The sequence below is a fragment of the Microbulbifer zhoushanensis genome (genome assembly GCF_021729055.1).
Classification (GTDB): Bacteria; Pseudomonadota; Gammaproteobacteria; order Pseudomonadales; family Cellvibrionaceae; genus Microbulbifer; species Microbulbifer zhoushanensis.
The window spans coordinates 260,752-285,889 of sequence record NZ_JAJSAO010000002.1 but is presented as its reverse complement, the minus strand read 5'-3'; the positions used below and the strand labels follow the sequence as shown (position 1 = coordinate 285,889).

General features: G+C 61.6%; 33 protein-coding genes. 18 read left to right on the top strand and 15 right to left on the bottom strand.

The genetic code is table 11. The annotated features are described in order from the left end of the window. Positions 1 to 37 precede the first annotated feature (37 nt). On the bottom strand, positions 38 to 1,441 hold the full coding sequence (gene dbpA, locus LVD10_RS04835) for an ATP-dependent RNA helicase DbpA (protein WP_237062107.1): 1,404 nt from the start codon (positions 1,439 to 1,441) through the stop codon (positions 38 to 40). A gap of 169 nt (positions 1,442 to 1,610) precedes the next feature. Between dbpA and LVD10_RS04830 the strand changes: the two genes are divergently transcribed. Then, positions 1,611 to 2,105 carry a SixA phosphatase family protein gene (locus LVD10_RS04830; protein ID WP_232940143.1) on the top strand — a complete coding sequence of 165 codons (495 nt, stop codon included), beginning with the start codon at positions 1,611 to 1,613 and terminating at the stop codon, positions 2,103 to 2,105. 333 nt (positions 2,106 to 2,438) lie between these two features. Then, on the top strand, positions 2,439 to 2,606 hold the full coding sequence (locus LVD10_RS04825) for a hypothetical protein (protein WP_232940141.1): 168 nt from the start codon (positions 2,439 to 2,441) through the stop codon (positions 2,604 to 2,606). A gap of 227 nt (positions 2,607 to 2,833) precedes the next feature. On the opposite strand, the gene LVD10_RS04820 is transcribed toward LVD10_RS04825, so the two are convergent. Together LVD10_RS04820 and LVD10_RS04815 are read right to left on the bottom strand one after the other, a co-directional pair. Then, complete coding sequence (locus LVD10_RS04820; RefSeq protein WP_237062105.1) at positions 2,834 to 3,676, bottom strand: DODA-type extradiol aromatic ring-opening family dioxygenase; 843 nt, start codon at positions 3,674 to 3,676, stop codon at positions 2,834 to 2,836. 93 nt (positions 3,677 to 3,769) lie between these two features. Further along, positions 3,770 to 4,261, bottom strand: coding sequence for a DoxX family protein (locus LVD10_RS04815; RefSeq protein ID WP_237062103.1), 492 nt, complete (start codon positions 4,259 to 4,261; stop codon positions 3,770 to 3,772). A gap of 164 nt (positions 4,262 to 4,425) precedes the next feature. On the opposite strand from LVD10_RS04815, the gene LVD10_RS04810 reads away from it, so the two are divergent. Then, positions 4,426 to 5,322 (top strand): LysR family transcriptional regulator, encoded by an 897-nt coding sequence (locus LVD10_RS04810; RefSeq protein WP_237062101.1) that lies wholly within the window; start codon positions 4,426 to 4,428, stop codon positions 5,320 to 5,322. A gap of 142 nt (positions 5,323 to 5,464) precedes the next feature. Here the strand turns inward: LVD10_RS04810 and LVD10_RS04805 are convergent, their stop codons facing one another. The 8 genes from LVD10_RS04805 to LVD10_RS04770 form a co-directional block, all read right to left on the bottom strand. Next, complete coding sequence (locus LVD10_RS04805) at positions 5,465 to 5,986, bottom strand: YcxB family protein (protein ID WP_232940133.1); 522 nt, start codon at positions 5,984 to 5,986, stop codon at positions 5,465 to 5,467. 118 nt (positions 5,987 to 6,104) lie between these two features. Then, the gene (locus tag LVD10_RS04800) at positions 6,105 to 6,467 is read right to left on the bottom strand and encodes an Imm41 family immunity protein (protein ID WP_232940131.1); all 363 of its coding nucleotides are present in this window, start codon (positions 6,465 to 6,467) and stop codon (positions 6,105 to 6,107) included. Between the two features lie 53 nt (positions 6,468 to 6,520). After that, positions 6,521 to 6,985, bottom strand: a complete 465-nt coding sequence (locus LVD10_RS04795) for a hypothetical protein (protein ID WP_237062099.1) — start codon at positions 6,983 to 6,985, stop codon at positions 6,521 to 6,523. Positions 6,986 to 7,070: 85 nt separating this feature from the next. Next, positions 7,071 to 7,379 carry a DUF1272 domain-containing protein gene (locus LVD10_RS04790; RefSeq protein ID WP_232940128.1) on the bottom strand — a complete coding sequence of 103 codons (309 nt, stop codon included), beginning with the start codon at positions 7,377 to 7,379 and terminating at the stop codon, positions 7,071 to 7,073. A gap of 126 nt (positions 7,380 to 7,505) precedes the next feature. Then, entirely contained in the window at positions 7,506 to 7,811 is a 306-nt protein-coding gene (locus LVD10_RS04785; RefSeq protein WP_237062097.1) for a hypothetical protein, read from the bottom strand. 258 nt (positions 7,812 to 8,069) lie between these two features. Beyond that, positions 8,070 to 8,915: an SPFH domain-containing protein gene (locus LVD10_RS04780; protein WP_232940124.1), complete on the bottom strand. Its 846-nt coding sequence runs from the start codon at positions 8,913 to 8,915 to the stop codon at positions 8,070 to 8,072. Positions 8,916 to 8,995: 80 nt separating this feature from the next. Next, entirely contained in the window at positions 8,996 to 9,457 is a 462-nt protein-coding gene (locus tag LVD10_RS04775) for an NfeD family protein (RefSeq protein ID WP_237062095.1), read from the bottom strand. Positions 9,458 to 9,626: 169 nt separating this feature from the next. Then, the gene (locus tag LVD10_RS04770) at positions 9,627 to 10,436 is read right to left on the bottom strand and encodes a CHAD domain-containing protein (protein ID WP_237062093.1); all 810 of its coding nucleotides are present in this window, start codon (positions 10,434 to 10,436) and stop codon (positions 9,627 to 9,629) included. 107 nt (positions 10,437 to 10,543) lie between these two features. Between LVD10_RS04770 and ubiE the strand changes: the two genes are divergently transcribed. The 9 genes from ubiE to LVD10_RS04725 all read left to right on the top strand — a co-directional run bounded on the left by ubiE (position 10,544) and on the right by LVD10_RS04725 (position 16,997). Continuing rightward, positions 10,544 to 11,293, top strand: a complete 750-nt coding sequence (gene ubiE, locus LVD10_RS04765) for a bifunctional demethylmenaquinone methyltransferase/2-methoxy-6-polyprenyl-1,4-benzoquinol methylase UbiE (RefSeq protein ID WP_232940121.1) — start codon at positions 10,544 to 10,546, stop codon at positions 11,291 to 11,293. A gap of 151 nt (positions 11,294 to 11,444) precedes the next feature. Further along, positions 11,445 to 12,074: a ubiquinone biosynthesis accessory factor UbiJ gene (locus LVD10_RS04760; protein WP_237062091.1), complete on the top strand. Its 630-nt coding sequence runs from the start codon at positions 11,445 to 11,447 to the stop codon at positions 12,072 to 12,074. A gap of 2 nt (positions 12,075 to 12,076) precedes the next feature. Continuing rightward, entirely contained in the window at positions 12,077 to 13,702 is a 1,626-nt protein-coding gene (gene ubiB / locus LVD10_RS04755) for a ubiquinone biosynthesis regulatory protein kinase UbiB (protein WP_232940119.1), read from the top strand. Positions 13,703 to 13,761: 59 nt separating this feature from the next. Then, positions 13,762 to 14,151: a phosphoribosyl-AMP cyclohydrolase gene (hisI, locus tag LVD10_RS04750; protein ID WP_237062498.1), complete on the top strand. Its 390-nt coding sequence runs from the start codon at positions 13,762 to 13,764 to the stop codon at positions 14,149 to 14,151. Between the two features lie 6 nt (positions 14,152 to 14,157). Further along, complete coding sequence (locus LVD10_RS04745) at positions 14,158 to 14,496, top strand: phosphoribosyl-ATP diphosphatase (protein WP_232940117.1); 339 nt, start codon at positions 14,158 to 14,160, stop codon at positions 14,494 to 14,496. 125 nt (positions 14,497 to 14,621) lie between these two features. After that, on the top strand, positions 14,622 to 14,891 hold the full coding sequence (gene tatA, locus LVD10_RS04740) for a twin-arginine translocase TatA/TatE family subunit (protein ID WP_232940115.1): 270 nt from the start codon (positions 14,622 to 14,624) through the stop codon (positions 14,889 to 14,891). A 15-nt stretch (positions 14,892 to 14,906) separates the two neighbouring features. After that, entirely contained in the window at positions 14,907 to 15,467 is a 561-nt protein-coding gene (gene tatB / locus LVD10_RS04735; protein ID WP_232940114.1) for a Sec-independent protein translocase protein TatB, read from the top strand. Next, positions 15,464 to 16,204 carry a twin-arginine translocase subunit TatC gene (gene tatC, locus LVD10_RS04730; protein WP_232940113.1) on the top strand — a complete coding sequence of 247 codons (741 nt, stop codon included), beginning with the start codon at positions 15,464 to 15,466 and terminating at the stop codon, positions 16,202 to 16,204. Before tatB ends, tatC begins: the two co-directional genes overlap by 4 nt. Next, positions 16,197 to 16,997 (top strand): esterase/lipase family protein, encoded by an 801-nt coding sequence (locus tag LVD10_RS04725; protein WP_237062082.1) that lies wholly within the window; start codon positions 16,197 to 16,199, stop codon positions 16,995 to 16,997. The genes tatC and LVD10_RS04725 overlap by 8 nt, the downstream gene beginning before the upstream one ends. Before the next feature lie 13 nt (positions 16,998 to 17,010). Here LVD10_RS04725 and LVD10_RS04720 read toward each other — a convergent pair whose 3' ends face one another. The 3 genes from LVD10_RS04720 to LVD10_RS04710 all read right to left on the bottom strand — a co-directional run bounded on the left by LVD10_RS04720 (position 17,011) and on the right by LVD10_RS04710 (position 17,946). Then, positions 17,011 to 17,373, bottom strand: coding sequence for an MliC family protein (locus LVD10_RS04720; protein WP_237062080.1), 363 nt, complete (start codon positions 17,371 to 17,373; stop codon positions 17,011 to 17,013). Between the two features lie 98 nt (positions 17,374 to 17,471). Continuing rightward, on the bottom strand, positions 17,472 to 17,600 hold the full coding sequence (locus tag LVD10_RS04715) for a DUF3149 domain-containing protein (RefSeq protein ID WP_232940110.1): 129 nt from the start codon (positions 17,598 to 17,600) through the stop codon (positions 17,472 to 17,474). 115 nt (positions 17,601 to 17,715) lie between these two features. Then, positions 17,716 to 17,946, bottom strand: a complete 231-nt coding sequence (locus LVD10_RS04710; protein ID WP_232940109.1) for a hypothetical protein — start codon at positions 17,944 to 17,946, stop codon at positions 17,716 to 17,718. A 55-nt stretch (positions 17,947 to 18,001) separates the two neighbouring features. Here LVD10_RS04710 and LVD10_RS04705 point away from each other — a divergent pair, with 55 nt between their 5' ends. Next, positions 18,002 to 19,210 carry an aminopeptidase gene (locus tag LVD10_RS04705; RefSeq protein WP_232940108.1) on the top strand — a complete coding sequence of 403 codons (1,209 nt, stop codon included), beginning with the start codon at positions 18,002 to 18,004 and terminating at the stop codon, positions 19,208 to 19,210. On the opposite strand, the gene dtd is transcribed toward LVD10_RS04705, so the two are convergent. Beyond that, positions 19,093 to 19,530, bottom strand: coding sequence for a D-aminoacyl-tRNA deacylase (dtd, locus tag LVD10_RS04700; RefSeq protein ID WP_232940107.1), 438 nt, complete (start codon positions 19,528 to 19,530; stop codon positions 19,093 to 19,095). The two genes, LVD10_RS04705 and dtd, sit on opposite strands and share 118 nt — an antisense overlap. Before the next feature lie 178 nt (positions 19,531 to 19,708). On the opposite strand from dtd, the gene LVD10_RS04695 reads away from it, so the two are divergent. From LVD10_RS04695 to LVD10_RS04675, 5 genes are all read left to right on the top strand, one after another. Then, positions 19,709 to 20,740, top strand: a complete 1,032-nt coding sequence (locus LVD10_RS04695; protein WP_237062079.1) for an SDR family oxidoreductase — start codon at positions 19,709 to 19,711, stop codon at positions 20,738 to 20,740. A 186-nt stretch (positions 20,741 to 20,926) separates the two neighbouring features. Then, the gene (locus tag LVD10_RS04690) at positions 20,927 to 21,520 is read left to right on the top strand and encodes a DNA-3-methyladenine glycosylase I (RefSeq protein ID WP_232940105.1); all 594 of its coding nucleotides are present in this window, start codon (positions 20,927 to 20,929) and stop codon (positions 21,518 to 21,520) included. Between the two features lie 84 nt (positions 21,521 to 21,604). Further along, positions 21,605 to 22,447: a mechanosensitive ion channel family protein gene (locus tag LVD10_RS04685; protein ID WP_237062078.1), complete on the top strand. Its 843-nt coding sequence runs from the start codon at positions 21,605 to 21,607 to the stop codon at positions 22,445 to 22,447. After that, a complete protein-coding gene (locus LVD10_RS04680) occupies positions 22,440 to 22,943 on the top strand; it encodes an MgtC/SapB family protein (RefSeq protein WP_232940103.1) in 504 nt (167 codons plus the stop codon). Before LVD10_RS04685 ends, LVD10_RS04680 begins: the two co-directional genes overlap by 8 nt. A gap of 133 nt (positions 22,944 to 23,076) precedes the next feature. Beyond that, entirely contained in the window at positions 23,077 to 24,981 is a 1,905-nt protein-coding gene (locus tag LVD10_RS04675; protein WP_237062075.1) for a DUF885 domain-containing protein, read from the top strand. Positions 24,982 to 25,138: the final 157 nt, after the last annotated feature.

Below are 25,138 nucleotides of genomic sequence, written 5' to 3'. Positions count from 1 at the left end.
GGCCCGGCCGGCCGCCAGCGTATAGCAGGAAGTAAAATCAGACGCCCACAATTCGGGCGCGGAACTTGCGCCCTTTTATTTTGCCGTCGGCAAGCTTGGCCAGTGCTTTCTTGGCCACTTTGCGCTCCACGGCAACAAAGGTGGAGAAGTCAAAAACGCGGATTTTGCCGATCTGTGAGCCATCGATGCCGCCGTCGCCGGTCAGGGCACCGACAACGTCACCGGGGCGCACCTTCTGTTTCTTGCCGCCGTCGATCTGCAGCGTGGACATGACGGGTCTGTTAGGAGCGAACCCCCGGGGCAGGTCCGGGACTTCCTGCAGGGTGATCGGCTGCCCCATGAGCTCCTCCAGCCGCTCCACCTTATAGATTTCCTTCTTGCTGACCAGTGTCAGCGCCACGCCCTTTTGTCCCGCGCGGCCGGTGCGGCCGATGCGGTGCACATGCACCTCCGGGTCGCGGGAGAGGTGGTAGTTCACCACTAGCGGCAGCTCCTCGATATCCAGTCCCCGGGCGGCCACATCGGTGGCCACCAGGATCGACGCACTGCCGTTGGCAAACAGGGCCAGGGTGCGGTCGCGGTCTTTCTGATCCATATCCCCGTGCAGCGCCAGCGCTGCGAAGCCGGCGCGCTTCAGGGTCTGCGCGGCCTCGTCGGTTTCCTTCTTGGTGTTGCAGAAAACCACAGCGGAGGAAGCATCGAAGCTGGCCAGTAGCTGGTACAGCGCCGCCGGCCGCTGCTCGTTGTTCTCCACCCGGTAGTACTTCTGCTCGATGGACCCCTGGGTGTGGGCCGTGGCCACTTCCACCTTCACCGGGTCGCGCAGGACCCGGGTGGCCAGCTGGTCGATGGACCGGGGGTAGGTGGCGGAAAACAGCAGCGACTGCCGCTGCCGTGGCAGTTCCGCGACTATCTGGTCCAGCACCGCCTGGAAGCCCATGTCGAGCATCCGGTCGGCCTCGTCCAGCACCAATGTCTGTACCTCGCCCAGGTCCAGGTTGCCCTTGCGCAGGTGGTCCTCGATGCGACCGGGCGTGCCCACCACAATGTGGGCCCCGTGCTTGAGGGAGCCGATCTGCGGCCCGAACGGCATGCCGCCGCACAGCGTCAGGATCTTGATGTTGTGAATGGCCCGCGCCAGCTTGCGCAGCTCCTGGGCCACCTGGTCGGCCAGCTCGCGGGTGGGGCATAGTACCAGCGCCTGCACCCGGAACCGCTCTGCCTGGAGCTTGTGTAGCACGCCCAGGCCAAACGCCACGGTCTTGCCGGAGCCGGTCTTGGCCTGCCCGATGACGTCCTTGCCGTCCAGGATCGCCGGCAGCGCGGCGGCCTGGATCTCGGTCATCTGGGCAAAACCCAGGTCCTGGAGGTTCTTTAGCAGGGCGGGCTGCAGCGACAGGGACTGGAAATCGCGGGGGTGGTCAGAATCTGGGGTGGTCACGACGGGCACTCAATGGGTGAATAGCCGGGCATTGTAGGTAAACGGGGGCCAAGTTCCTATCGGCAGCAAAACAAAGTCACCCTCGCTGCCATCAGTGGTTTCTCACGCAGTGGTCTTTCCCGGATGTTCGGCCAATACTGCGATGACAGTACGCGACCCGGGCCCGCCCATGAAAAAGCTGACGTTGATACGGCACGCCAAATCCAGCTGGGACGATACCCGCCTGGACGATTTCGACCGCCCCCTCAACGCACGCGGTGAACGTGACCTCCCGGCCATGGCACAGCGAGTGCGGGATTTCGGCCTGGTGCCGGACCTGTTGCTAACCAGTGGCGCGGCCCGGGCACTTACCACGGCCCGGGCTGTCGCCGATGCGCTGGAGCTGGACCCGGATCAGATTGTGGTGCGGCCGGCACTATACGCATGCAGCTACCAGACACTGCTGCATCAGCTGCAGCGGCAGGGCGACCGCTGGCATCACTTGATGGTAGTCGCGCACAACCCGGGGCTCGAAAGCCTGGGGTGCTATCTTACCGGCGAACGGCTGGCCAAGTTTCCCACTGCCGCTGTGCTGCATATGCGCCTGGGCATTACGCGCTGGTGCGAACTGACTGGATCCTGTGGCAGCGTCGAGCTGTTCGACTACCCGAAGCTGCATCGATAGATGCTTAAAGTTTTCACCGGGGACTGATAAAAGCCTGTGCAGGTTCACAAAAAATCCGCCCCGCTCTTTCCCAAAAAGTAGGATGACGCCGGGCTTTTAATACCCGGTTTGCAGCATGAAGAAACTGCGGAGCACCCATTCTGGCCATATTTCCCGAAACCCTGTTCTGACCCGCTTATGGCAGCTGCGTTCATTCCTGTGATCAGCCCCAGGTTCGAAAAACCTGCAGTGCGAAACAGCCCTCAAATCTAATAAAAAACAGGAGGGATGATTAGACCGCCAGCGACGCCGGCCAGTAAAATAACCGCCAAACTTATTGACCAGGGTATTTCAATGAAACTCAAAATCGCCGCTATTCTTTGCGCAGCAGTCTTTCTCAATGGATGTGAAATCATTGGCCCGGGCGTGAAACTGGAACCCGCCAAGGTAAGGATCCCCGGCGTCGTCGGTGGACACCAGAAGCACTGCCCGCCGGGCCAGGCCAAGAAAGGCAATTGCTAAGCCGGCTCGCCAGGTCGGGGTAAGGCGCGGGACCAGCGCCTGCCCCGCTCACCCCGGAATTGGTCCACCTCGGCTTGTGCGGCACGCCCAGCCCGAACGCCACGATCTTTCCCCACCCGATATCACCACTTCCAGCCCCAGTGGCCGGCAGGACTGCGAACTGAATTTCGCCGCCTGGAACCTCCCCCATCTCCCAGCGTGAGATCGTCACCCGATACCGCCACTCACTAAATGGACAATCTGCTTCCCCAGTGGAACATGCCTGACTTCTTGCCGAGGATTGTTGCCGGGAGATAGCTGTCACTGGCCCTGCCCGTAAGTCCGTAACACACATGCAGCGGCAGCAGGTGCTCTTCCCGGGGATGGCAGAAGCGGGCATGGGGCGCGCGCTCCCAGTGGAGCAGGCGCTCGGTACGCCGGGATTCCGGTATGGTGGGATCGGTGCAGGTCTCATGCAGCCAGTCCTCGAAAGCCAGGTTGCGGACCTGGATCTCCGGATTGTCGGGCGCGAAGAACGCCTGCATGTTGTGGAACGAGAAACCGGAGCCGACCACCAGCAGGTTATCGTAGTCCAGCGCCCGCAGGGCGCGGCCGATGGCCAGGTGCTCACCAGCATCCAGGCTGTTGACCAGGGACAACTGCACGCACGGGATATCCGCTTCCGGGTACATCAGCTTCAGCGGCACGAACAGGCCGTGGTCGAAGCCGCGCTGCTGGTCGAGCCGCGCCGGGATGCCCGCCTGTTTCAGCGCCTGGTGTACCTGCCCGGCCAGCGCGGGCTCACCCGGGCAGGGATACTGGATATCGTAGGCTTCCTCAGGAAAGCCATGGTAGTCGTAGATCAGTGGCGGCCTGGCCCCGGCGGTGATTGTCGGCACCGACTGCTCCCAATGGGCGCTGATCACCAGGATTGCCGATGGCCTTCTCAGCCTGCCGCTAATTTCGGTGAGCCGCTCCACCAGCTCCCGGTGCGCCGGGTCTCCCAGCAGTGGCAGCGGCCCACCGCCATGGGAGATAAACAGCACATTACTATCTGTGGTCATGGTCGCTTCTCCGTTAATCGTCTGCATGCGGGGCACCTATGTTCATCGAGCGGGGCACTCCCCACAGCCGGGAAGTGCCCTATCGAACTCACTCTCTCAAACCTGTGAGTGATGCTGTGATCAGGCCGCGGTCGCCTGTGCGGTAGCCGGCTGGTTGTGCCCGGCGCCACTGAGGCGGTCCAGCAGCAGGTTATCGAGGGAGAGGCGCCCGCCGCCCTGAATGGCCAGTGCCACACTCACCACCAGTAGGGTAAGGGCGTACTCGTAGCCATTGTTGGACATAAACAGGCCATTGCCGATATGCACCGCGAAGATTGCCACCAGCATGGTAATGGCGCTCAGCAGCGCGGCCGGCCGGGTCAGCAGGCCCAGGGCCAGGGCCAGGCCGCCGAAGAATTCGGCACCGCCGGCCATCAGCGCCATCAGGTAGCCCGGCTCCAGGCCGATGCTCGCCATCCACTGGCCGGTGCCCTCGAGGCCGTAGCCCCCAAACCAGCCGAACAGCTTCTGTGCGCCGTGAGCCGCCAGGACCAGCCCCACTGGCACCCGTAGCACCAGGGCAGCGAAACCGGCGTTGGATTGAAACAGGGTCTGTGCGAATTGATTGCTCATGATGGTCACCTCAAGTCTTGCTCTGGTTGCTTGGTCCCGGAGCCCCTGCCCCGGTTGATGTGTGCACTCTACTATCGCCATAACAGCAGACTAAGATGGCCAGTGTTGCTTTATTATCAATGCAATATTGATAATCACGAAAACGCACAAGGGGGGATAAACCCATGGACCGTATCGATGCCATGCGGGCCTTCGTCACCGTGGTGAACGAGGGCACCTTCACCCGCGCCGCCGACCGGCTGGAGATGTCCCCGCAGCTGGTGAGCAAGTACGTGTCCCAGCTGGAGCAGCACCTCGGCGTGCGCCTGCTGAACCGCACCACCCGCAGGATCCACCTGACCGAAGCGGGCGCCAGCTACCACCAGCGCGCCCAGCAGGTAGTGAACGACATCGAGGAGATGGAAAACCAGCTGGGTGACCTGCAGACCCAGGCGCGCGGCCTGCTGCGTATCAGCGCCCCGGTTTCCTTCGCCATCCGCCACCTGGCGCCACTGCTGACCGATTTCCAGGCAGCCCACACCGCCGTGGACATCGACCTGCAGCTGAACGACCGCAAGGTGGATATCGTCGAGGAAGGCTTTGATATCGCGCTGCGCATTGGCCACCTGAAAAGCTCCTCCCTGATCGCCAGGCAGATTGCGCCGGTTCGACTGGTCATGTGCGCCTCTCCGGGCTACCTGGAACAGCACGGCACACCTGCGCGACCGGAGGCACTCCGGGACCACCGTTACCTGCGCTACAGCTACATGGAGGCGGATGCCGACGAGGCCGTGTATCGCGGGCTGCGCAGTGCCGGAAGCCACCTGGTCAGCAACAACGGCGATGTACTGATGCAAGCCGCCATTGCCGGTGCCGGCATCGTCCTGCAGCCCACGTTCATTGCCGGCTCGGCGATTCAGGAGGGGAAGCTGCGCATCATCCTGCCGCAGCACGAGCCGGAGCCAATGGCACTCTATGCCGTGTACGCCCACCGGCAACTGCTGGCAAGCAAGGTCCGCAGCTTCGTGGAGTTCATGGACGGCTATTTCGGCGATCCGCCTTACTGGGATAGGTTTGAATGACCGGGTCTCTGCGACCTGGGCAGCACCCGCACTGCCAGCGGGAGCTGTGCGGCTATTGGAGGTTCTATTCTGCGAATGGGTTAAGTGCCAGAACTTTACTTGGGGTCAATATTGATACACAAAAGGCATGTGGGTTTGGACGTTAGCTGGATAAACTTGTTGCATTTATTTTGGAGTCAACGTAGTCATAGAATTTCCCAGGGTCTTCAAGTTGAGAAAGTGGAAATATATACGCATAGGCATTATCCAGGAATAAATAGATTGCCCCATCTGTTTTTACGGCTCGTTTTACCACGCTCCAGTTGTGAGTGGCACTATAGCCTTTACCCTGGCTATGAATTCCCTCCTCATCAAATTTAAATCGATGCTCACCGATAAACATACCTTCCTCTGAGGGAGCACATAGCTTTTTAAGCTTAAGTCCCGCAAGAATGACCTGTGTAAATATCAATATGAAGAAAAAGCCAACGATTCCAGCGGTAGGCCAGCTAAATTCACTACCATCCTGAAAAAATGTCAAGAAAACCAGCGCAATGATGAACCACAAGGTGACATTAAACCAAGGCCTCTCGTGCCACATCTTTGTCGACCTGCAGAGGTCTTTCTCCAGGAACGATTGGAACTTCTCCCAATCCTCTCTCTGATACCTAAAAACTTGCTCCATATTTCCTCTAAAATGTAACGGCTTGAATGCCGGGTTGTTGAAGTTGGCGGCTTTTTGGGGAAAAATGCCAACTTTGTCATGTCGGAGTGCTTTGACTTTTTAGTAGTGGCCTGGACAGCTAGTAACCAAGGTGCTCTTTATTTGGCATTTGACCCTTAAAAAAGCCCTCGAATATTAATTGTAAGCGCTCGCGCCGTTGATATAACTGATCCCGGTTAATGTTCTTTATTTCAAATCCATCATCCTTATCAAAGTGACAGCCAATGGACTGCGACAAATAACTATAAATCCGCATTGCAGGCCAGACCACCTCTCGTGGAATAACACTTTGGCCTGAGTGAAGTTCACACTCCTTGTAGAGGTAATTTTCCAGTTTATAGTACTCGTCATCATCCCACGTCTGGTTCTCGTGAAAGATGGCTACGAAGGAGTCTTCAGAGTAATCATTATTCCAGGAAAAGTTTCTATTGATTTCGTTCATACTTTCCTAGTGCAGACGTCCGTCATCATGCAATCTCCGCATACATGGCATTGTCAGGTTTTCTTATTTTTTCGCTTATATTTCATAACCAGGCTCGCATCACCGTTGAAGGTCACAAATTCATCATCGGAGATGAACAGAGCGTGCAGCCACTCTTCTTGGTAGCCTGGATGGTTAATACCAAACTCTGGCATAGGTTCAACATAGTGCCACTGAGCTAAACATCCGTTTTCTTTTAATTCCCATTTATCGCGTGGACATTCCCAGCTTGAATCCAATGCTTTTGAAGGCGCTTCACCACTTGGCTCAATTGTTATTTCGGATACACTAGTTCCACTAGTGGACTGCCCTTCACCCTGGACTTGGTCACAAACCCATTCGCCACAAAATTCGGCAAAGCTCTCTGGCGATCTACCCCGGGCACCAATCAAATCTCTAACGTATCGAAAAACTGCCTGACGATACTCGCCAGGTGAGTCTTTATGGTCAATTTTTCCAGTATAAAGCCCTGAGGTCACCCTTCCCCCTAAAGTTAATGTCCAGCGAAGTGTCGTACGCTGGTAGGTCCTAACTGGATCGCCTTGTTATGTGAGGTTATTTTTATCATCTGTCTTCTGGTGCAATATGCTTTGCTGTAGCTGAAAATTCTTTCAACTCATTTGTGCTGTACTTGGTATTGACCCTTTTTTTCGATGGGGGTTGGTGCTCAATGCTTAACCCTGCCCGTCTTGCAACTTTAGGCCTAACAGGTCGCGGCGAAAAACCTCCCCCGCAATTAGGGCAGACATTTTCCAAAACCTCATCTACACATTGCCTGCAAAATGTACATTCGTAAGTGCAGATCATTGCCTCGACTGAATCCGGTGGCAAATCCTTATCACAGCATTCACAATTTGGACGGATTTCTAGCATGGTAATCCTTAAACTTAACGCCCAGCGCAGGCGCAGCCAGCGCGGAGCGCATTTTGTGTTAATGTTTTAGCGCGAGCGAGTAACACAAAAGGTGCGTAGCGTTGGCTGTCGCTCTGCCGCTGATTGTTATGCATTGACGACACGATGTACTACAAATATTGCCACAAAGGCCAGAGGTACCCACAGGACAGGAGACCAGTAAACTGGCACTGGCTTCGATTTCCCAAGATTTCCTTTCTTTGACTCCCACCAAGGGAGAAGTACCATCAGAATCAGGAAAGTAACAATACTCGCAAGTACCGAAAGTATGGCAATGTAGGTAACGGTACTGCTTTGCTCTCCACCAACGAGATCACCAATATATTGCCCGGCGCCAACTCCAAGTGGAATTAGCGCATAGCTCCCAGATTTTTTAATAAATTCCTTTTTCATTTCTTACCACAATGGCTTGAGATGCATAACAGTTTATTCAAAGGACGCGTCTCTATATCTCTGCATCCGGCAACAGCGTCTGGTCGATTGAATCGAATAGAACCCTTTTAAATCAATAGCTTATATAAAGATCAAAGTTACTCGACCAGAAATATCAAGACGCGTCTATATATCGTCGGTTATAGAAGCGGCATCACTTGATCCCGGCTGCGGGACATTGCTCGCCCGGCGCATTATTGGCGCCGGGCGCCTCCACTGTTATCGGTTCAACAACCCTTTAACCGCCTGCGGCAAATCCGCCGGCAAAATCACATTCTTCGCATTGTCGGACTGGGAAAGCTCCGATAGCGCGCTGATATACCGTTCACCCAGCAGGTACATCACCGGCATTTCCTGTTCGCCGATGGCGGAGGAGACGCGCTCGATGGCCTCGCGGCTGGCGTCGGCCAGGACTACCTGGGCCTTGGCGTCGCGCTTGGAGGCTTCCAGGCGGCCGTCGGCTTCCAGAATGGCGGCCTGCTTCTCGCCTTCGGCGCGGGTGACGGTGGCGCGGCGCTGGCGTTCGGCGGCGGCCTGCTCTTCCATGGCGGTCTGCATGGTCTGGGACGGGTTGATGTCCTGGATCTCGACGGTCTTGAGGTTAATGCCCCAGTCGGCGATATCGTCAGAGATACCTTCCTTGAGCTTGGCCTTGATCAGGTCGCGGGAGGAAAGCGCCGAGTCCAGGGACATCTCACCGATAATGGAGCGCAGTGCGGTCTGCACCAGGTTCTGGATGGCAATCTCGTAGTCCTCCACCCCGTACACCGCCTTCTCCGGCGAGACGATATTGATATAGGCCACGGCGTTGGCAATGATGGTGGCGTTGTCCTGGGTGATTACTTCCTGCGAGGGAATATCCAGCACGATGTCCTTGGTGGTGACCTTGTAGGGCACCTGGTCGACATAGGGGATGACCACGTTCATACCGGGTGTGAGCGTGCGGTGGTATTTACCCAGCCGCTGCACGATGTGCTTGGAACCCTGCGGCACGATTCGCACGCCCTTGGCGATGGTGATGACCACCAGTGCCACCAGCGCCAGTACTACATATAAACCTTCCACTTCCTGTTTCCCTCCCCGGGGTATAAAAAATTAATCGATGTTTGTTGTTGGTATTGGTTGTTCTCGACAGGGCAGCGCGCTCAGTGGCGGGTGACCATCAGCGCATTACCGGAAATATCGGTCACCCGCACGCGGTCGCCAATGGCAACTTCCTCGGTACAGATAAAGATCCATTCGTCCTCCCCCAGGATCGGCGCGGGGAATTTCAGCCGGCCGCGTCCCGTGCCAGTGTTGGGTTCCAGCACCAGGCCCACCTGCCCCACCAGGGCCTCATAGGCCATGCCGGCGGTGGTGCGGTCTTTCCAGCGGGGCTTGATGCTCTTGACCCAGATCACCACCAGCGCGATCGAGGCGAATGCCCACAGGATCAGTTGCAGGGTAAAGGGCATATCCACTGCCAGGGTGAGTACCCCCATCAGCAGGGCGGCCAGTCCGAACCAGAACAGGACAAACCCGGAGACAAAGGTCTCCGCGGTCACCAGCAGCAGGCCCAGTACCAGCCAGTGCCAATAAGCGATATGCGTGTTCAGCCACTCCAGCATGACGTTGTTCTTCTCTTTGGCGTGATTTGTGCCACAGAGTATGCCAAAAAGTGCCTCTCTTGGGATGGAGTTTCGCCGGGGCGACAGGAACGGCAGGTCCGGATGCCCGACAGGGCGCCGGGGCCAGTTGATGGGGGCGGATCAGGGCCTGGTGAGGGGCAGGCCAGGATTACAGGGTCGGCTTCTTCCCCGTGAACAACTCGCCGGCGAGCGCGTCTATCTCCCGGCGCAATACCCCCATGCGGTGATTGGCCAGGTCAAGCAGCGGGATCAGCTCGCCGGAGAACTCGCCGCTGCGTGGCGCCAGCAGGCTGCACAGCAGGTGCAGGTCGCGCCAGTCCCCCAGCGCCCGGGAAAGAGCCGTAAGTGGCTTGCGCCGCGGGGCCAGCTGTTTGTATTTCTTTTCCAGCAGGCGGGTGTGGTACCAGTGGTCCTTCACCCGCTTGCGGAAATCGTGGAAGGTTGCGGCGCTCTCCTCGGCGAAGGCCTGGTCCATGGCCTTGCGGGCGCGCTGGTAGTAATCGCGGTAGCCGCGCCTGGCGTGCTTCCAGGCCAGTTTGTCCACAGGCCAGTCATCAATCCGCGCGCCGCCCTGTTGCAGCATTTCTCCGGCTTCGGCGATAGCGTCCGGGTCGGCATGCTGGTAGGCGCGCCGGTCGAGGAAATCGCGCACTTCGTCGAATTCCCCGGCGGGTGCAATTTTCAGGAATATGTCGCGCATGGATATGGCATCGCGGCTGCCCGACAGCGCATTGGCCAGGGTGCGGTAGTGGGCGTTCTCGTAGCGGTAGAGGCTGTCGGTATCGTTGCGCACTAACCGCAGCAGCGCGCGCAGTTTCTTGCAGTGCTTGCGCACCTCGTGCACGGCCTCCTCGGCCGGGAGTTCCTGCAGGGCCGCCTGCGCGGCGGCCACCTCGGCATGGGCCACCTTGCGCAGGGCCTCCGGCAACGGCTTTTTTTGGTCCAGCTTGTAGCCCATGGCTGTGTCCCGTCGCCGATTCCCCAGGCACAAGTTTAGCCAGCGGCGGTGCCGTCGCGGCCGCGCCAATGTACAATGCCGCCATAGTTTGGCTTAGCAGGCAGAAGATGAAGGATCGCAAGACCACCCACTTCGGTTACCAGGAAGTCCCGGTGGACGAGAAGGCCGGCCGTGTGGCCGACGTGTTCCACTCGGTGGCGGCGCGCTACGACGTCATGAACGACCTGATGTCCGGCGGCGTGCACCGGCTGTGGAAGCGCCTCACCATCGAGATGTCCGCCGCCCGCGCGGGCCAGACGATCCTGGATATCGCCGGCGGCACCGGCGACCTGACGGCGCGTTTTTCCCGTATCGTCGGTCCCGAGGGCACCGTGGTGCTGGCGGATATCAACGAGTCCATGCTCCGCGTGGGCCGCGACCGCCTGCTGGACCGGGGCATTGCCGGCAATGTGGAGGCGGTGCAGGCCGACGCCCAGTACCTGCCGTTCCCCGACAACACCTTCGACTGCATCACCATCGCTTTCGGCCTGCGCAACGTAACCGACAAGGACCTGGCGCTGCGCTCCATGCTGCGCGTGCTGAAGCCCGGCGGGCGCCTGCTGGTGCTGGAGTTCTCCAAGCCGGAGTCGAAGCTGCTGGAGAAGGTCTACGACCAGTACTCCTTCCGCCTGCTACCGTTCATGGGCAAGCTGGTGGCCAACGACGCCGACAGCTACCGCTACCTGGCGGAGAGCATCCGCATGCACCCGGACCAGGAAACCCTCAAGCAGATGATGGCCGACGCCGGCTTCGTCGACTGCGAGTACCACAACATGACCGGGGGTATCGTCGCCCTGCACAAGGGCATCAAGCCCTGAGGCATTCCGTGGATACATCCCTGTAGGCTTGCCGGCGAGGACCCTGCCGCTGCGCGCACTCGCGGCGCCAGCGGCCCCTCCCGGCGACAGTAAGGACAACAGCTGCGGGCATCGGCACCCTCGCATGGGTTTTCGCTGCCCGATACGGACTATGACTGACCCCACATTGCGCGCTGGCTTTGATGCCGCGCTGGAAACTGCCATCAACGCCGCCCTGCGCTACGACCCGGGCACCCGCGCGCGCCTTGCGCAGCTCGACGGTCGCGCCCTGGCCCTGGATATCACCGTGCCGCCGCTGCCGCTGGTGCTGTGTATCGAGGGCGACCAGGTCAGCGTGCGCCACTACTGGGACGGCGAAATCTCCACCCGCCTGCGCGGCTCCGCCATCGCCATGTTGCGCCTGCTGCGCGACGAAGACGCCACCCCGGCGGGCCTGGGCGTGACGGTGACCGGCTCCAGTGCGCTGCTGGCGGAACTGCAATCCATCCTGCAGGACCTGGATATCGACTGGGAGGCGCCGCTGGCGCGGCTGCTGGGGGACGTCCCGGCCCACACCATCGGCGAGGCCCTGCGCACTGCCGGCCAGTGGCTGCGCGACAGCATCGAGCAGGCTCCCCAGGCCGCCGCCGAGGCGGTGAGCGAGGAATGGCGCCTGACCCCGCCGCGGGCGCAGTTCGAGGCGTTCGTCGAGGATGTGGCCGAGCTGGCGCTGGCAACCGACCGGCTGGAGGCACGGGTGGCGCTGCTGAAGGAAAAACTGGCTCCGCGGGGGGACGACTGACCGTGCCGTTGAAGCGCAGTTTTACCATCGCGCGGGTTTTCGTCCGCTACCGCCTGGATACCCTGCTGCCGGCCGAGCGCCGGCCCCTGTGGCTGCGGGTGCTGTGGTCGCCACTGGCGCTGCTGCCGGCACCGAAGGCCGCCCGCGGCGAGCGCCTGCGCCGGGCGCTGGAGCAGCTGGGGCCGATTTTCGTCAAGTTCGGCCAGCTGCTATCCACGCGGCCCGACCTGTTGCCGCCGGATATGGTGGAGGAGCTCGACCACCTGCAGGACAACGTCGCGCCCTACCCGGTGGACCAGTGCGTCGCCCTGATCGAGGAGCAGCTGGAGGCGAAGGTCGACGACCTGTTCGCCGAGTTCGAGCGGCAGCCGCTGGCCTCCGCCTCGGTGGCCCAGGTGCACGGCGCGCGCCTGTTCGATCGCGACGGCAAGCCCGGCGCCGCGGTGGTAGTGAAAGTGTTGCGCCCCGGGATCGAGAACGTGATCGAGCAGGACCTGCGCCTGCTGCGCGTAATCGCCGGCTGGGTGCGCAGGCTCGGCCCGGAGGGGCGCCGCCTGCGCCCGGTGGAGGTGGTGGACGACTACCGCCACACCATCGAGGGCGAGCTGGACCTGGTGCGCGAGGGCGCCAATGCCACCCAGCTCAAGCGTAACTTCGCCCACTCGCCGCTGCTCTACGTACCCGAGGTTCACTGGGACTATACCCGCGAGAAGGTGCTGGTACTGGAGCGCATCGACGGTATCCCGGTGACCGACCTGCAGCAGCTGCGCGCCCAGGGCACCAATATGCCGCTGCTGGCCGAGCGCGGCGTGGAGATCTTCTTCAAGCAGGTGTTCGAGCACAACTTCTTCCACGCCGACATGCACCCGGGCAATATCTTCGTCTCGCGGCAGAAGCCGGAAAAGCCCCAGTACATCGCCATCGACACCGCGATCGTGGGCAGCCTCAGCCGCGAGGACCAGTACTACCTGGCCCGCAACCTGCTGGCCATGTTCAGGCGCGACTATCGCATGGTGGCGGAGCTGCATGTGCAGAGCGGCTGGGTGCGCGCCGATACCCCCATCAATACCTTCGAGGCGGCGATCCGCGCCGTGTGCGAGCCGATTTTCGAAAAACCCCTGGGGGAGATTTCCTTCGCCCGGGTGCTGATCAGCCTGTTCCAGACCGCGCGTCGTTTTGACATGACAGTGCAGCCGCAACTGGTGCTGCTGCAGAAGACCCTGCTCAATATCGAGGGCCTGGGCCGGCAGCTTTATCCGGAACTGGATCTGTGGAAGACTGCCCATCCATTCCTCGAGGGCTGGATGCGCGACCGGGTCCACCCGCGCACCATCTGGCGCGAGGTGCAGCGCTACGGGCCCGAGTGGCTGGAGAAATTCCCGCAGCTGCCGCAGCTGTTCTACTCCGCGCTGGAGCAGTCCCGCGAGGTGGCGCCACGGCTCGAGTCGATCGGCGATGAACTGGCGCAGACCCGCCGCCGCGGGCGCCGCAGCTACCTGCGCCGGGTGGCCGGCGTGGTGCTGGCGGCCGGTGCCGCCGCCCTGGCGGCGCCGCAACTGGCGGCCCAGTTGCCGCCGGCGGGCTGGGCGCTGGCCCTGGGTGCCGCAGTGCTACTTTTGTGGCCCTGAGGGGACCAGTGCGCAGACCTACAATAGAACGGTAAAGACAGGAAGGTACCTTGAGCGAAATCGGCGACAGCGGGATACTCGACCAGGTCAGCTGGAACGGCGACGGCCTGGTGCCGGCCATTGCCCAGGATTTCAAGAGTGGCCGCGTACTGATGATGGCGTGGATGAATCGTGAATCCCTGCAGCTCACCATCGACGAGGGGCGTGCCGTCTACTGGTCACGCTCGCGCGGTAAACTGTGGCGCAAGGGCGAGTCCTCCGGCCATGTGCAGGCCGTGCGCGAAATCCGGCTCGACTGCGATGGCGACACGGTGTTGCTGGTGGTGGAGCAGCAGGGTGGCATCGCCTGTCACACCGGCCGCACCAGCTGTTTTTACCGCGTGCTCGATAATGGCGAGTGGCAAACGCGTGAACCGGTGATCAAGCAACCGGAAAGTATTTACAAGTGAGCGACCATGAGTGACCTGCTGCAAGAACTGGACGCCGTACTGGAAAGCCGCAAACAGGACGCCGATGCCGGCAGTTCCTACGTGGCCAGCCTGCACGCGAAGGGCCTGAACAAGATCCTGGAAAAGGTGGGTGAGGAAGCCACCGAGGTGATCCTGGCCGCCAAGGATGCGGAGCATGGCGGCGATCGTGAGGCAATGATCGCCGAGACTGCCGACCTGTGGTTCCATTCCCTGGTGATGCTGTCGCACCTGGGCGCGGATTCCCGGGATGTGCTGCGCGAGCTCGCGCGGCGGTTCGGCCTCTCGGGGCTGGAGGAGAAGGCCGCACGGGGCGCGCAGCCATAACCGGGACAACCCATCTGGATGCGCAGGGAATAGAATAAGCAAAGGGGCGGCGATGGCGCCGCCCACCACAAAAACCCGCACCGGAACACCTGGCCCGGTTGCAAAGTGATTATCAGGAGAAAGTTATGGGTTTTGGCGGTATTAGTATCTGGCAGTTGCTGATTGTTCTGGTAATCGTGTTGCTGCTGTTCGGCACCAAGCGCCTGAAAAACCTCGGCGGTGACCTGGGCGGGGCCATCAAGGGCTTCAAGAAGGCGATCAAGGACGAGGACAAGAAGGACGAGGAGTTCGAGGACGAGACCGGGGAGCCCGGTCGCCTGGGTGAGGACGAGAAGAAGTCCTCCACCACCGGTGAATCCGTCAAGGACAAAGACAACCAATCCCAGCACAAGTAACGGGAGCGCCGGCGCGTGTTTGATATCGGCTTCTTTGAACTCCTGCTGGTGGGCGTTGTGGGCTTGCTGGTAGTGGGACCCGAGCGCCTGCCGGATGCGGTGCGCACCACCGCGCGCTGGTGGTCGGGCTTCAAGCGCACGCTGCAGAGCGCCAAGGACGAGCTGGAGCGCGAGGTGGGCGCCGATGAAATCCGCCGCGAGCTGCACAACGAGCGCATCATGCGCGAGCTGGAGGAGAGCCGTCGCGAGGTAGAGCAGGCCATCGCCGAGCCGGCCGAATCCATTGCCGGCGATATTGCGGCAGAACCCGCGGCGGAAGGCACCCGGCACGGGGAGCCGGCAGCGCACGATCCGGCCCATCCCAGCGCGGACGCGGAAGACTACCTGCCCGAGCAGGACGAGGACGCCGAGGACCTGCAGGACCCGGAGTACCCCGAGCACTGGCACGATTATGGCGATCCGGACCTGGTCGAGGACCACCCGGACAACCTGGCCAGGCTGGAGCAGGAAGCGGCGGAGGAAGCCGCTGCAGAAGCGGAAGCCGCCAAGGGCAAGGGTAAAGATAACCATTCATGAGCGAGCAACAGAACCAGCCTTTTATCGACCACCTGATCGAGCTGCGCGACCGCCTGCTGAAAGTCTTCATGGTGGTGGTGGTGTTATTCGCCTGTATGGTGCCCTTCGCCGCGGAGATCTACGATTACGTGGCCGAGCCGCTGCAGGCGCGCCTTACCGAGGGCGGTGCTGGCATGATTGCCACCGAGGTCACGTCCACCTTCCTGACACCTTTCAAGACCACGTTTGTGCTGGCGTTTTTTATCTCGGTGCCGTTTGTGCTGTACCAGGCCTGGGCCTTCATCGCGCCGGGCCTGTACAAAAACGAGAAGCGCCTGGCCGTGCCGCTGCTGGTGAGCAGTATCGTGCTGTTCTACGCCGGCATGGCTTTCGCCTATTACGTGGTGTTCCCGATCCTGTTCGATTTCTTTGTCAGCTCCGCGCACGCCGACATCAAGGTAATGCCGGATATACGCGCATACCTGGACCTGGTGCTGAAACTGTTTTTCGCTTTCGGCTTCGCATTCGAGATTCCCATCGCCACCCTGCTGCTGATCTGGAGCGGCGCGGTGGACGCCAAAACCCTGGCCAGTAAGCGGCCCTATGTGATTGTCGGCTGCTTCCTGGTCGGGATGCTGTTGACCCCGCCGGATGTCATCTCCCAGTCACTGCTGGCGGTGCCCATGTGGCTGCTGTTCGAGGTAGGCATCTTCTTCGGCCGCTGGATCAAGGCCCGTGACCGGGAAGAGCATGCCTGAGGCGGGCCACGCCAACACCCGTGTTCCCGCCGGGGCAGCCCGCGCTGCCCCCCGCTCCCCACTTATTGTTCTCCTGCTTGCGCTGGCCCTCGTGCTGTCCTGGCGCCCGGCACTGGCGGGGCAGGAATGCGTGATCCTGCTGCACGGCCTGACCAAGGACGCCAGCAGTATGGTGCCGCTGGCGCAGCGCCTCGGCGAGGCCGGTTTTCACGTGGTCAATATCGGCTACCCGTCGCGACAGAAGCCGATCCAGGAACTGGCCGCCACCGCCGTGGATGAGGGGCTGGCGCAGTGCCGGCAGGCGGGGGCGGCGCCGGTGAACTTCGTCACCCACTCCATGGGCGGACTGCTGGTCCGCTATTACTTCCAGGACCGGCCCGTCTCCGGTATCGACCGTGTGGTGATGCTGGCGCCACCCAACCAGGGCAGCCGCGTGGGTGACTGGCTGGACCATATTCCCTGGATCAAGGATGTGAACGGTCCCGCGGGCCGGCAGATGGGCACCGGCGACAACAGCCTGCCGCTGCAGATGGGCCCGGTACGCTTCGAGTTGGGGGTGATCACCGGCGATCGCAGCCTCAACCCGTTCGCCTCGGCGATCCTCGAGGGCCCGGATGATGGCCGTATCCGTGTGGAGAGTGCGAAGGTGGAGGGGATGTGCGCGTTTTACGTGGTGCCGCTGACCCACGGCGCGATCATGCGTGATGCCGAGGTGATAGAACAGTCACTGAGATTCCTGTGGCGGGGTTATTTTGTCGGTGAGTCGGCGCGTGACTACGCCTGTGGCCACTGACGGTGCGCGGCGTTCAGTCGGGGGTGGTGCAGCCACCCAGCAGGACATTGCCGTCCTTGTCGTTGGAGGAGTAGAGCACCAGCATGCCCTCCTGTCCCCTGGTGTGCCAGCGGTAGTCCGGATAGCCCTTGTCGGCCACGAACAGCACTCCGGAGGCCGCGGGCTCCTGGTGCATGGTAATCAGCTTGTTGTCGTAAGTGAGGGTTGCTGTGGCCGGGCCCTGTGACGGGGTCAGGTAGCGCACCGCGAGCTCCGCGCCCTGGTCACAGAGGTACATGAGCGAGTCGACCTCGCCCCTCATGATATGGGATCCGCGGTCACAGGCGCCCACAAGCAGGGTGAGACAGGCTGACATGGCGGCGATTGCGCGGTTCATAAGAGACACTTCCGAATTCAACAACGCTGACTTTGAGCCTGTGAATCCGGAAAAATTCCACCGGCGACGCAATTACCGCCCCCGCGGTGTCTCCCGGCTCACTTGCCCTCGTTCATATTGCGCAGTGCCATGCGGGTGATAAAGGCGCCCATAAGCAGGATAAAGCCGATAATGCCCAGGCTCAGCAGGCCGGAAAAGCTGGTGAACAGGTCGATCAGTGCGTCCATTTCTGGTTCCTCGCTATCACATCTGACTGGTGGCCAGTTTATGCGGCGGCGGAGGGGTTCTATTGACCTGGATCAAGGGCGGGGCCGGTTTGCCGGGGCCTGCAGCCGGAAGTGATCAGAAAACAGTGGCTATGCTGGAGAAGACCAGCGCCGCCAGTGCCAGCAGGAACAGCTCGCGCTCCTGGCGCCAGCGGGGGACCAGGCACAGCAACGCCAGCGGCGGCAGTAATACCGCGATAAAGCCCATTGCCGGGTGCGCGCGGAAGCTCACTGCCAGCAGGCGCAGCCAGGCCAGGGCGGCGAATACGATGCCGAAAACTGTCAGTACCGCGGCGACGGGCTCCATGCCTCTGTCCTCGGTCAGGAACGACGGAAACCAGAACTAAATCGGGTATTAGTGAGTGTACATCAGGCTGCCGCGCCAACGGCCCCGTATTCCGGGGCTACCGTTTCGCCGCCGGGTTGTGCCGGCGTTGCTGGCGTTGTTTGTGTTTTCCCTGCCGCTGGCCGGTTGCGAGACCGCGTCCTATTACACCCAGGCGGCCGTGGGGCAGCTGGGCATCCTCGCCGCACGCGAGCCCCTCGAGCGGGTGATCGACGCCGGTGATACCGATGCCACACTGCAGCAGCGGCTGCGGCTGGTGCAGTCGATCCGCTGGTACGCCAGCGGCGAGCTGGGGCTGCCGGTGGGGGGCGCCTACGGGGACTACGTCAAGCTCGACAGTGACTACCCGCTGTGGAACGTACTGGCGGCGCCGGAGTTCTCCCTGGATCCCAAGCGCTGGTGTTACCCCATTGCCGGCTGCGCCAGCTACCGCGGTTATTTCGACAAGGAAGATGCCGTCGCCAAGGGGAAGCAGCTGAGCAATGAGGGGTATGACGTATACCTGGGCCCGGTGCCCGCCTACAGCACGCTGGGCTGGTTCGACGACCCGGTGCTGTCGAGCTTCGTCAAATGGCCCGAGGATCGCCTGGCGGGGCTGCTGTTCCACGAGCTGGCTCACCGGCGGGTCTATATCGCCAACGATACGAAGTTCAACGAGAGCTTTGCCACTGCCGTCTCCCGCCTGGCACTGCCGGACTGGCGCCGGCGCCAGGGCCTGACCGGCCCGGCCCCGGACCGCACCGCCCAGGCGCAGGCAGTACGCCAGCTGATGACCACCGCCCGCAAACAGCTGGAAGATCTGTACGAGTCGGGCCTGGCCAAGGGCACCATGCGCACCCGCAAGGAGGCCGTGCTGGCGCAGCTGCGTGCCTGCTACCGGGAAATGTCAGCGGACTGGCCCAATCCCGCGCTTTACCAGGCCTATATCGACAAGACCAACAACGCCACCCTGGCGCTGGCGGCGGAATACCAGTCGCGGGTGCCGGCGTTCGAGGAGCTGTACCGGCGCTCCGGCAGCTGGGAGGCGTTCTACGAGGCCACCGAGCGACTGGGCGAGCGGGACAAGGAGGAGCGGGAGCGGGAGCTGGATGCGCTGGACGCCGCCGCTCAGGTCTCCAGCAGGAACGTCACCGGGCCATCGTTCAACAGCGAGACCTGCATGTCGGCGGCGAACACACCGCTGGACACCGGCGCCAACTGGTCGCGGGCCCGCCCGACGAAGTAGTCGTACAGCTCCTCTGCCTGCTGTGGACTGGCACCGCGGCTGAAGCTGGGCCGCAGCCCCTTTGCCGTCTCGGCCACCAGGGTGAACTGGCTTACCACCAGCAGCCCTCCGCCGGCCTGCTGTACGTTCAGGTTCATGCGGCCCTCGTCATCGCCGAATACGCGGTAATGCAACACCTTGTGCAACAGCTTGTCGGCACTGGCCCGGTCATCCCGTCCCTCCACGCCCAGCAACAGCAGCAGGCCGCGATCGATAGCCCCCACCACCTCGCCGCCGACTTCGACTCTCGCATGGCTTACCCGTTGGATCAGGCCCTTCATTGCTCGCTTCTCCTGGTGCTGTGGATCGGGTTGGGGAAATACCATAGATTAAACGACTGCCTGCGCGGGCAAAACCGCAAGCAGGGTATGTGCAAACTTGAAATAGGAGTGTGGTGGCACTGGCCACCCGAATGCTACTGAACGGCAGCGGCGAGTTGCCGGCAATCCTGGAGTGCAAGTGAATAATAAAGAGCAAGGCCTGCATGCCTTTGTCACCGGCGGTACCGGCTTCCTCGGTGCCAACCTGGTCGAACAGTTACTGGCCGATGGCTGGCAGGTGACGGCGATGCATCGGGAAGGCTCTGACACCCGGTTGGTCGAGCGGGCCGGGGTCACACTGGTGCCGGCCGCCCTGGGGGACATCGACTCCCTGCGCGCGGCGGTACCGGCGGGGATCGACGCGCTATTCCATGTGGCCGCCAATACCAATATGTGGCGGGGTGGCAACGCACAGCAATGGCGGGACAATGTGGTGGGGTCGGCCAACATCGCCCGGGTGGCGCGGGAGAAGGGAGTGGGCCGTATGGTGGTGACCAGCTCCATTTCCGCCTATGGCTACCACCGCGAGAAAATCACCGAGGCGAGCCCGCAGCTGGCGGATGACCCGCGCCATCACTACCTGTATACCAAGAAGCGGGCCGAGCAGGTGGTGCGTGAGGAAATCGACCGTGGACTGGATGCGCTCTTCCTGAACCCCTGCGGTATCGTCGGTAAGTACGACACCAGCAGCTGGGCACAGACTTTCTTCATGATCGCGCAGGACCGGTTGCCGGGGGTGCCGCCGGGTGCGGGTTCCTTCTGCTACGCGGGCGAGGTGGCGCGAGCGCATATCAGCGCCTGGCACCGCGGCCGCTGTGGTGAGAACTATATCCTCGCCGGCACCGATGCGACCTTCCTGGAATTCTTTGGCCAGATTGCGCGGCTGGTGGGCAAGCCGGAACCGCGGCGCACCACACCGGCCCTGGCAATCCGCGCGCTGGCCCGCTGCAACGACTGGGTTTCGCGCATCACCAGGCGCGAGCCGGCGGTGACACCGGAAAAGGCGGCAATGCTGACCCGTCGTGTGGTCGCCAGCAGTGACAGGGCGCGGCGCGAACTGGGCTACACCACTGATGTCGAACTGGGGCAGATGCTGGCCGAGAGTCGCGACTGGCTCGTTGAGCAGGGGCTGCTGCAACTCCAACAAGGGGTGATTTATGAATCGCAATAATATTGTCTTTATCCTGGTGATGACGCTGTTGGTATTGCAGCTGATCCAGCACTACTTCTTCACCGGTGCGCAGTAAATCCATAGATCACGCGTAATTGCAGCGGCGGGCCATGGCCGCGAACCCGCGTTGGCCTGGATTCACAAAACCCGGTCCCGGCAAACGCGCTTTTTTGAGACAGTAGAACCATGCAAGACCAACGCTGTGACTGGTGCCTTTCCACACCCCTGTACCAGAGGTACCACGATGAGGAATGGGGGCGCCCGGTCGTCGATGACCAGCTGCTGTTCGAGTTCCTGATCCTCGAGGGCGCGCAGGCGGGGTTATCCTGGATCACCGTGCTGAACAAGCGGGAGAATTACCGTGCGGCGTTTGACGGTTTCGATGCGGGGAAGATTGCCCGCTATTCCGACAGGAAAATCGAGCAACTGCTGCAGGACCCGGGCATTATCCGCAACCGGCGCAAGGTGGAGGCAGCGGTGAAGAATGCCCGGGCTTACCTGGAGCTGCACGAGTGTGGTACCACCCTGTCGGAATTCCTCTGGCAGTTCACCGATGGGCGTGTGATCGTCAATGATTTTCGCACCCTGGCCGAGGTGCCAGCCACCACGCCGGAGTCCGATGCCATGAGCAGGGCCCTGAAAAAGGCCGGCTTCAGTTTTGTTGGTTCCACCATCATGTACGCCCATATGCAGGCCACGGGTATGGTTAATGATCACCTGCTGGGCTGCCCCGCGCGCCAGCCCTGCCTCGACGAGGCGCGGCGTAAGGGCCTGCTGTAGGCCAGGGGGCATAACGCGGGCGTGCAGTGACTGCACCGATTAACGTATGCTCCTTTTCTTGAATACTTATCCAGGGAGAGACTGATGGACTTCAACGCACTGCTGGAAGAGTACTGGCCGCAGCTGATGGCGCTGGCACTGAATCTCGGCGCGGCGATCCTGATCCTGGTCGCCACCGCGATCGCCGCCCGGCTCGCGCGCCGGGGCGTAAAGCGCCTGAGCGGTAAGCTGGATGCGCTGCTGATCCCCGTGCTCGCCAATATGGCCGCATGGACCGTGTACATTATCGGCCTGCTGATGGTGCTGGGGCGCTTCGGGGTGAATACCACCAGCGTCGTGGCCCTGCTGGGTGCGGCGGGTATCGCCGTCGGCCTGGCCCTCAAGGACACCCTGCAGAATATTGCTGCGGGCTTTATCCTGCTGGGCCTGCGTCCCTTCCGCGTCGGCGACTTTATCCAGTTCGGCGACACCCTGGGCACGGTCAAGGAAGTGGGCCTGTTTACCACCCAGCTGGATACCGTGGACGGCCTGAGTATTTCTGCCCCGAACAGCAATGTCTGGGGCCAGACCCTGACCAACTTCAGCCGCAACGCCACCCGCCGTATCGAGATCATTGCCAGCATCGCCTATGGCGACAGCATCGATAAGGGCATCGAGGTGCTGCGCCGGCTGGTGGCCGAGGAAGAGCGCCTGCTACCGGAACCCGAGCCCGCGTTTGCCGTGCGCGCGCTGGCGGACAGCTCGGTGAATCTGCATATGCGCGCCTGGACACGTACTGAAGAGTACTGGGATGTCTACTGGTCACTGATGGCCAAGCTGAAGCCGGCCCTGGAGGCGGAAGGCCTGTCGATTCCCTTCCCGCAGCGCGAGCTGCATATTGTTAACCAGGTGGCCCGGCAACCGCTGGAGAAAATCGAGCATGAGTGACTGGCTCACCATCGCCCCGCTCGACTGGGGCGGTGTCCTGACCGCCATGCTGTGCGCGGGAGCCATCGGCCTGGAGCGACAGTTGCGCGGTAAACCGGTCGGTATCCGTACCTCGATCCTGATTGTGCTGGGCACCTATGCCTTCACCGCTCTGGCGGTATCACTGGGAGGCGGGCCCGACCGGGCGCGAGTACTGGGGCAGGTCATTACCGGTATCGGTTTCCTCGGCGCCGGCGTGATGCTGGCGCGCGACGGTGTGGTGGTGGGAGTCACCTCCGCGGCCACCATCTGGGTCCAGGCGGCCATAGGCACCCTGATTGGTTTCGGCGCGCCGGGCACTGCGGTGGTCCTGGCCGGGCTGGTGCTGTTCGTGCTCCTCGGGGTGGATATTCTGGAGGAGTATTCGTCCCTGTTTACCCGCGGTGTGCATACCCGCTACCGGCGCTGGCGCCGCCGGCGGACGATCGCCGGTGAGGCCGAACCCGGCGACGGCTGAGCGGAGGGCTCGTCAGCCTGCCGCACGGGGCCGGGAGCCTGCCTGAAAATAACCTGTCCTGCGTCGACTACGATGCCAAAGCATGGCAAAGTATTGGGCGTTTTTCTGTTTAAAAATTAACCGAGGCAAAGAGATGCGAAGCAATCTGAACAGCCCATTTATTCCCAGCCTGCTGGCGCTGGCGATCCTTTCCGGGTGCCAGGGGGAAGACCCGAACCAGGCCGCCGATGCCGCACAACAGGCGCAGAGCGCCCAGGTGTCCGAGGCCCCCGCCGGTGACAAGGCGACCGACCCGGCGGCGGAAACAGCGCGCCTGACCGAGTGGCTGGATGAGCGCTTCGAGGAGGAGCTCCAGTTCAGCCCCATGCAGCTCAGCTACTTGGGCCGCAAGGAACTCTACGACCAGATTGACGATATGAGCTTGGCCGCCAGTGAGCGCGAGCTGGAATGGAAGGCCAAGACCGTCGAGGAGCTGAAGGAAAAGTTCGACTACGACAGCCTGAGCACTGCCGGCAAGGAATCCTACGACCTGTGGATTTTCCAGTACGAGCAGGCCAAGGCCAACAAGCCCTTCTGGAACCACGCCTACTTCGCCAGCGAACTGTACGGCCCCGAGGCCTCCCTGCCCACCTTCCTGATCAACCAGCACAAGGTGGACACGGTCGAGGACATGGATGCCTACATCGCCCGTATCGGCGGTGTCTCCCGTGCCCTGGGCCAGCTGCTGGAGCGCGCCCAGCTCTCCGCCAGCAAGGATATCCGCCCGCCGCAGTTCGCCTACGACCTGGCGATCAAGCGCGCCAACAATGTCATCACCGGCCAGCCCTTCGCTGGCGAGGAAGATGCGCCTCTGTTTGCGGACGCCAAAGGCAAGATCGAGGGCCTGAAAGAAGCCGGCAAGATCGATGGCGAAAAAGCGTCGGCGCTGCTGGACCAGGTGGAAAGCGCCCTGAAAGAAGAGTTCAAGCCATCCTACGATGCCTACATTGCCTGGCTGGAAAAAGACCGCGTTAATGCCGATGAGGAACCGCAGGGTGTTTCCAGCCTGCCCGACGGTGATGCCTACTACAACAACCGCCTGGCCTATTACACCACCCTGCCGCTGACGGCAGACGAGGTACACCAGATCGGCCTGGACGAGGTGGCGCGGATCCGCAAGGAAATGGAGGAAATCAAGGAGCAGGTGAACTTCGACGGCAACCTGCAGGAGTTCTTCACCTTTATCCGCACCGACGACCAGTTCTACTACCCGAACACCGATGAGGGGCGCGAGGGTTACCTGGAAGAGACCCGTGGCTTCCTCGCCGATATCAAGGAGAAACTGCCGGAGTACTTCGGCATCCTGCCCAAGGCGGACCTGGTGGTGAAGCGCGTCGAGCCCTTCCGTGAAGTGCCGGGCGGTGCGCAGCACTACCAATCCGGTACCCCGGACGGCTCGCGCCCGGGTGTTTACTATGTGCACATGGCCGATATGAGCGCGTTGTCCACCACTGACATGGAAACCGTGACCTATCACGAGGGCAGCCCCGGTCACCATATGCAGATCTCCATCGCCCAGGAGCTGGAAGGTATCCCGCAATTCCGCACCCAGGCCCACTTTACCCCGTATATCGAGGGTTGGGCGCTGTATTCCGAGACACTCTCCAAGGAAATGGGCCAGTTCGAGGACCCCTATAAGGACTTCGGCCGCCTGACCGCGGAAATGTGGCGCGCGATTCGCCTGGTGGTGGATACCGGTATGCACTCCAAGGGCTGGAGCCAGGACCAGGCGGTGGAATACTTCCTGGAAAACTCTGCCATCCCGGAAGGTGCGGTGCGCTCCGAAGTGCGCCGCTACCTGACCCTGCCGGGCCAGGCCACTTCCTACAAGATCGGCATGCTGAAGATCCAGGAGCTGCGCGAGAAAGCGAAGCAGGAGCTTGGCGACAAGTTTGATATCCGCGGCTTCCACGACACCGTGCTTGGCGGCGGCGCACTGCCCCTGCCGATGCTGGAAGAGCGTGTGAATCGCTGGATCGAGGAAACCAAGGGCAGCTGATCTTGCCGCCGTTTCCTGTCGTATCGGCAGGGACGGTAACAAAGGATCCAGTTGATCCAGGAGCCGGGCGCTGCCCGGCTTTTTTGTACCCGGCGATTGCCGGCCCGCTTTGTGTTCTTGCGATGGGGGCAGTAGCATCGGGCCAATAGAAAAAGAT